The organism is Sulfurovum sp. (assembly GCF_041562805.1).
Lineage (GTDB): Bacteria > Campylobacterota > Campylobacteria > Campylobacterales > Sulfurovaceae > Sulfurovum.
Genome location: NZ_JBFFOH010000143.1, coordinates 1 through 6,375 on the forward strand (window position 1 = coordinate 1; position 6,375 = coordinate 6,375).

At 38.4% G+C, this 6,375-nt stretch carries 9 protein-coding genes; all 9 read left to right on the plus strand.

Annotation, left to right across the window (positions count from 1 at the left end; all coding sequences use genetic code 11):
- The first annotated feature begins 147 nt into the window (after positions 1 to 147).
- Positions 148 to 375, plus strand: a complete 228-nt coding sequence (locus ABYK33_RS12750; protein ID WP_373033644.1) for a hypothetical protein — start codon at positions 148 to 150, stop codon at positions 373 to 375.
- Between the two features lie 47 nt (positions 376 to 422).
- Positions 423 to 827 (plus strand): hypothetical protein, encoded by a 405-nt coding sequence (locus ABYK33_RS12755; RefSeq protein WP_373033645.1) that lies wholly within the window; start codon positions 423 to 425, stop codon positions 825 to 827.
- Between the two features lie 127 nt (positions 828 to 954).
- A complete protein-coding gene (locus tag ABYK33_RS12760; RefSeq protein WP_373033647.1) occupies positions 955 to 1,392 on the plus strand; it encodes a type II secretion system protein in 438 nt (145 codons plus the stop codon).
- Between the two features lie 224 nt (positions 1,393 to 1,616).
- Positions 1,617 to 2,072 carry a type II secretion system protein gene (locus ABYK33_RS12765; protein ID WP_373033648.1) on the plus strand — a complete coding sequence of 152 codons (456 nt, stop codon included), beginning with the start codon at positions 1,617 to 1,619 and terminating at the stop codon, positions 2,070 to 2,072.
- 59 nt (positions 2,073 to 2,131) lie between these two features.
- Positions 2,132 to 3,985, plus strand: coding sequence for a primosomal protein N' (locus tag ABYK33_RS12770; protein ID WP_373033650.1), 1,854 nt, complete (start codon positions 2,132 to 2,134; stop codon positions 3,983 to 3,985).
- Between the two features lie 84 nt (positions 3,986 to 4,069).
- The gene (locus tag ABYK33_RS12775) at positions 4,070 to 4,528 is read left to right on the plus strand and encodes a type II secretion system protein (RefSeq protein ID WP_373033651.1); all 459 of its coding nucleotides are present in this window, start codon (positions 4,070 to 4,072) and stop codon (positions 4,526 to 4,528) included.
- Positions 4,529 to 4,633: 105 nt separating this feature from the next.
- Positions 4,634 to 5,650: a GGDEF domain-containing protein gene (locus ABYK33_RS12780; protein ID WP_373033652.1), complete on the plus strand. Its 1,017-nt coding sequence runs from the start codon at positions 4,634 to 4,636 to the stop codon at positions 5,648 to 5,650.
- Entirely contained in the window at positions 5,647 to 6,072 is a 426-nt protein-coding gene (locus ABYK33_RS12785; RefSeq protein WP_373033654.1) for a type II secretion system protein, read from the plus strand. Before ABYK33_RS12780 ends, ABYK33_RS12785 begins: the two co-directional genes overlap by 4 nt.
- A gap of 87 nt (positions 6,073 to 6,159) precedes the next feature.
- Positions 6,160 to 6,375 (plus strand): flavodoxin-dependent (E)-4-hydroxy-3-methylbut-2-enyl-diphosphate synthase (locus tag ABYK33_RS12790; RefSeq protein ID WP_373032056.1); only part of this gene is annotated, 216 nt, incomplete at its 3' end.

A 6,375-nucleotide genomic window follows, 5' to 3' on the forward strand; every position in this document is an offset into this window, starting at 1 on the left:
CAGAAAAAATATCCAAGAATGCCCTGGTAAAGCAGATGGAAGATGAGTTGCTTGAAAAAGACAGAGAAATCGAAGAGATCGTGACCAAGATCGAAAGTATTTTAGGTTAATAACTGCGTCATGACACTAAAAAACGGGAGCTGATAGATGAGCAAAAAAGTATCGCTAACCGTTAACGGCAGCCGTTTTGATATCGAGTTAGAAGACGCATTTGCCCAATACCTGATCAAACAGATGAAGAATGATTTTAATACAGACGGCAATAACGATGCTAAAACACTCTTATATGCTTATGTCCGGAAGAATGCTGAGCTTTTTAAACAGGAAGAAGAGCTGTTCAAGATGTTGGACAAGTTCAATGATGAAATGCAATGAAAGTATTTCATCGGTAAAATACTACGTTTTAAATAGAGGAACAAAGTGTGAAAAAAATATTTGTTATCAGTGTATTGATCTTATTGATGATCAGCGGCTGCAGTCAAGAGTCAGACAGCAAGCCGGGTCTTGACTGTGTCTTAAGCGGTGTTGTCAATGGTAAAACAGGAAAGCTTGTTGAGTTTGACAGGCAAGATGCGATAAAGAGCGGTTTTGAATATCGGTTCCGTTTTAAAAGAGACAAGACAGTGACTGTTGACAGCACAGATGTTAATAAGGGCGCAGATGTTTATGTTCAAGATGATAATATCATTCGAAGTTACTCTTTGCAAAGAGAGACAAAAGTTGATACAGATATGAAATTTCAATTTTCCGAAAGCTTCGATGATGTTGAATTCCTGATTGTCAGTGAGGAAACAAAGTATCTGTTTGACTGTTCACAGGCAAAGTAAACGAGGAACTTTGTTAACCTGTGGTCCCTTCGTTGAAAAATCTTCAGCAAGTTATAAGATTAGTTGATTCATAATGATTGCCAAGGTTACAAGAGTAGCCAAATTTTATAGATTTAAGGAGTTCTTTATGAAAAGAGCTGGTTTTACAATGATCGAATTAATCTTCGTTATCGTTATTTTAGGTATTTTGGCAGCAGTAGCGCTTCCTAAATTTGCTGGTGTTTCTGATCAAGCTAATGCACAAAAGTGTAACGCATTTGTTGGTACACTAAACCGTACTGTTGGACCATCTATGTGGTCAACATCTATCACTGATGGAGCGAGTGGATCTATTTCCGGTTATGCTATGACAAATTTTATCGCTGATGAAGATATCGTAACTGAGTGTCTTGTTGATGGTACTGCTACATACGCAGGTACACCAAGTACAGATTTGGTACCAGCACTTAATGCCAATAATGTCCAGCTATTCAGCCCAACATTTGGTACAAGCACATATGACTTGAATGTTACGGATGGTAATATCTCTGACTCTCCACGTTGGTTCTGGACAAAACGTCCATAATCAGTGTTTAATTCTCAAGCTTTTGCTTGGGAATACCTAATTATAACTTTCAGCTTTCCTCCGCTCACATAATGAGACTTTATCTTTTCTAATCGCTTCTAATTTTAATATATGTTTAATACATTTTCGGATAATTTTTGATTTATGTCATTATTGTACTTTATGTGAAATCATGATATAGTTATTTATTATATACAAGAAGTATTGATACAAAAGGACTTTTTATGAAAAGAAACGCATTTACTTTAGTTGAACTTATTTTTGTAATTGTTGTACTCGGTATCTTGGCAGCGGTGGCAATCCCTCGTTTAGGTTCGAATATGGAACATGCACAAATTGCAAAAGCGCAGGGTGATGTTGCTGCTCTTCGTTCAGCAATTGCCAGTGCACGTCAAAAAATGCTGGTTACGGGTACAAATGCATACCCGAGTAAACTCGATCACCTAGGCGTCACCTCGAGTGACGGAGATCCTCTTTTTGACAATAATGGTACAGCAACGATGACTATTTTGACGTACCCAATATATTCAAACGCTAGTTCTGGTCATTGGCGTAAGACAGGTAATAATACTTACGCTTTTAAAGTAATAGATACGGATATCACGTTTACGTATACTTCCAGTAACGGTCAATTTGATTGTCTTCATTCTGAAATATATTGTCAGCGAATCACTGAATAATATTTTATACGTATCTCTTTTGATAAGTAAAGTATAATGTGACTTGAAAAAGGATCACTTTGTACTTTTATGAAATAGCACTCCTTAATTCTCCACTTGAACCATTAACCTATTGTTCAACTTTTGATCTAAAAACCGGAGACGAAGTGAATGTGCAGCTTCGAAACCGTTCTTTAGCGGGGGTCGTTGCTTCCCAATGCGTAAAGCCTACATTTCAAACAACAGAAATAGAATCTGTAATCCCAAACTATTTTTCAAGACAACAGATGAGAATGGCCAAGTTCATAGCAGATTATTACTTCTGTTCATTTGGTGAAGCGTTAAATTTATTTATCCCCTTCAGTAAGCAAGATATGGACTATATCATTGGGAACAAATCTCAAGTTGAAGATAAATCCAATATTACGCTTTCAGATAAACAGGATAAGGCATTGCACTTCTTGCAGGAACATCCAGTGGCTTTGCTATTCGGTGATACCGGTTCCGGTAAGACAGAGATTTACATGAAGTATTTCGAGGAGGTCTTACAGCAGGGAAAAAGAGTGATCTTTCTGATGCCTGAGATCTCATTAACCCCGCAGATGCAGATCCGCCTTGAAGAGCACTTCGGTGATGCCGTTGTGATGTGGCATTCAAAGGTTAGTAAACTGCAGAAGAAGAAGCTGTTAGAGCGTATTTATAGTGGTTCGGCAAAGATTATAGCAGGTGCACGGTCCGCACTTTTTCTTCCGGTAGACGATTTAGGTCTCATCATTGTAGATGAGGAACACGATGACAGCTATAAGGCAAATGCCCGACCTCGTTACAATGCGCGGGACATGGCGATCTACATGGGTAACTTATATAAAGTTCCTGTTGTTCTAGGAAGCGCTACTCCTTCAATGAACTCTTTTGTGAAATTCCCGTATTTTAGACTTAAAGGTGGACATTTCTTATCTAAAAGAGAATTTGTTTTTGAGTCGTGCCGTGAGGAAATAACATCTCGTGTTGAATCAGCTATTGTTCAAACAAAAACAGAAGGTGAGCAGGCCATGCTTTTTATCCCGACACGTGCCAACTTTAAGTATCTTATTTGTGCTGCCTGTGGACATACACACTCCTGTCCATACTGCAGTGTGGGTATGAGCGTTCATCGTAAAAGCAATGCCATAAAATGTCACTACTGTAACTTCTCGGAACGCATCCCCTCAGAGTGTACTGAATGCGGCCATGCGATGTTGACATCGAACCGTTTAGGAACGGCAGAAGCTGTCCATTTTTTCGAGGAAAATCATCCTGAGATAAGGGTGGGGCAATTCGACCGGGATGCTGTCAGCACGCAAAACAAACTTATAAAATTGTTGAAAGCTTTTAATGCCAAAGAGATCGACCTTCTTATCGGTACGCAAATGTTGTCAAAAGGACATGATTATCATGATGTGACATTAGCAGTGATTTTAGGGTTGGATAATCAACTCAACATGAGCGATTACAGGGCTAGAGAAAAAGCATTGTCACTTTTAATCCAGATTGCAGGTCGAAGCGGGCGTAAAAAGCAATCAAAGGTATTGGTTCAAAGTTATAATGAAGATTTTTTTGAGCTATATATCGGAAACTATGAACGATTTTTAGAAGATGAAAAACACTTCCGAAAAGATCTATACCCGCCATATAAAAAGTTGGCAAGAATTATGTTCGCACATAAGTATGCCAATAAAGCCGAAGAAGCAATGCAGAAGATGGTTGAAAAGCTTCGGCAATTTAAGATAGTTGAGATCGTAGGATATGGTCCTTCTCAAATTGAGAAGATAGCTAACAAGTACCGATTTCAAATACTATTGCGTGCAGATAAAAGTACTGATTTGATACAGGCGATTAAAAGTAGTCAGGTTGAGTTGGCTGAGATAGATATGGATCCTGTAGAGTTCGTATGATGATCCTTGATTGAACTTTGCGTTAATAATGTTAAAATAATTTGTCTGCATAAGTTTGCAGAGATTGTTATTAAAGGGTTTTTTATGAAAGTTTTACAGGTTAAGTCTGGTTTCACAATGATCGAACTCATTTTTGTCATTGTGATTTTGGGAATTTTGGCAGCAGTCGCTTTACCGAAATTTGCGGGTGTTCAAGGACAGGCGGAAGTTGCCACAATTGAAAGTTTTGCGGGAACGTTAAGTCGTACAGTGGGGCCTATGATGTGGTCTACTTCTATTTCAGAAGGGTTAAATGGTACTATCAGCAGTGATAGTGATAGCGCTAAGTTCAATGGGGAAGAACTACCTCATTATGTTGATAATTTTCCAAAATTATTGGATTCATCGACAGTGAATTTTGATAATTGTGTTATAGGATCTGGAGTTGCAAGCCCTTTTATACAAAAAAATTCTGAAGGTACATTAAACATCTTTTGCCGTGATGGGAACACGTCCGATTCACCGCGATTTGTAGTAAGTTCTGCTGCCACATACACCTTTTAGCAGGTACACTAAGGTCTTGTCGAAAGACCTTGATGTTTTCATTTTTTTAATCTTATTTAACATTTTAAGTTGTATGATAGATAAACTACATACAAAAGAGCTCGTATGAAAAGAGATTGGTCCGTTTTCAGAATCACTATTTTGCTATATGCTATTGTCATCTTACTGCCGTTGAATTATTATTTTGCTTATCACTCTTTTGAAAGTATGCAGAATGATGGCGTTACAATGAATCGTTTAGTATATAGTAATGGTGCCATACAACGCGTCATTGGCGTTAAAGATCCACTGATACAGGAACAGTTTATAGACGAAATAGAAACATCGTTCAAAGCTATCGATCATGACTTTTTACAAGCCCCTGCAAATGCTGAATATGTGTCATTGTTTCGTGCAGATGAAAGTTATCAGGAGATGATTTCTGCTTGGATAGCTCTTAAGATGGCCTTTGAAGAGAAAGGCTCTGTAAGTTTGTCCGGGGAGAGATGCTGGAAAAAAGTTAACAGTTTCGCCAACCTCACTGAAGAAATGTTGGCGTATAAAAGTGAGACAATGTTGGACCGACTCTATCTCTCACTGATTTTTACGATGCTTGCCGTTATAGCACTGGTCTCTTTTGTCCGGTTATATATTCGTATTCAGATCGAGAAACATGCAATCCATGACCATGTCACAGGGCTCTATAATAAAAAATATTACAATGAAGCACTGCAAAAAGCAAAATTACTTGCAACACGCCAAAACAAGCCTTTATCCTTATTGGTCGTTACTTTTGACAAGTATGATGAGATTCGAAAAGATTTAGATAAAAAACGGTTTGAGGCTTTTTTACTGGAATTTGGTAAACAGTTTCGGGAGTTCTTTAGACAAAGTGATACGATATGTAGGATTGAAGAGAACTGTTTTGTCGCTATATCTCCGGATGCCAATCTTGAGAATGAAAATAAAATGGCGCTTCGCCTAGAAAAACATTTCGGTAATCATCACTTTCAGCTGCACAGAGCAGTTAATATACGTGTCGGTGTGGCAAGTTATCAGAAAGATGGCGGCATGACACTTTTGGAAGAAGCACAAAAGGTGATGAGACGAAGTGCTCTTGTCGCTCTTGGAAGTGAAGCATGAGACGAAGTGCCTTTACCATTATTGAGCTAATTTTTGTCATTTTTATTGTAGGAATATTAGCATCAGTAGCTGTAGTAAAAATGGGTGGTATGTCCGATCGTGCCCGAGAAGTTCAACTGAAAGCTTTCACTGGGACATTAAACCGTACTTCAGGGGCTGGCTTTTGGTTTCGTTCTATAGAGGATGGTTTAGATGGTAATGTTTCAAATCCAGCTTACGATTTGATTATTGAGCAATATATTGAAATTATTCCCGGATATACAACCGGGCCATCGTTAGTAAATTGTAATGCGGCTGGAAATGGTGTATTTTTAACATACCCATTGGCCGTCATATATGAGATTCATTGTAAGAATGGTACGCCTTTTGAAGGCCCTAAATTTCGACTTTTTAATGTTGATGAGAGCATCTATTTAGACTAACGCCGTATTGCAATATTAGCTCTTATCTCTCAACTCTCTCTAACGCGTTTCGCGCTAAAATCCTTTTACAATGAGGAAAATTAATCTATGATTGAACGTGTAAAAACTAAAAAAATATATGTCGGTAATGTCGCTGTCGGTGGGGATGCTCCTATCTCTGTGCAGTCGATGACCTACTCTCAAACACATGATGTCGCGGCAACGGTAGAACAGATCAACCGTTTGCACTTTGCAGGTTGCGATATTGTTCGTGTTGCTGTGCCGGATATGGCGGATGCTTTGGCCCTTAAAAGCATTAAAGAA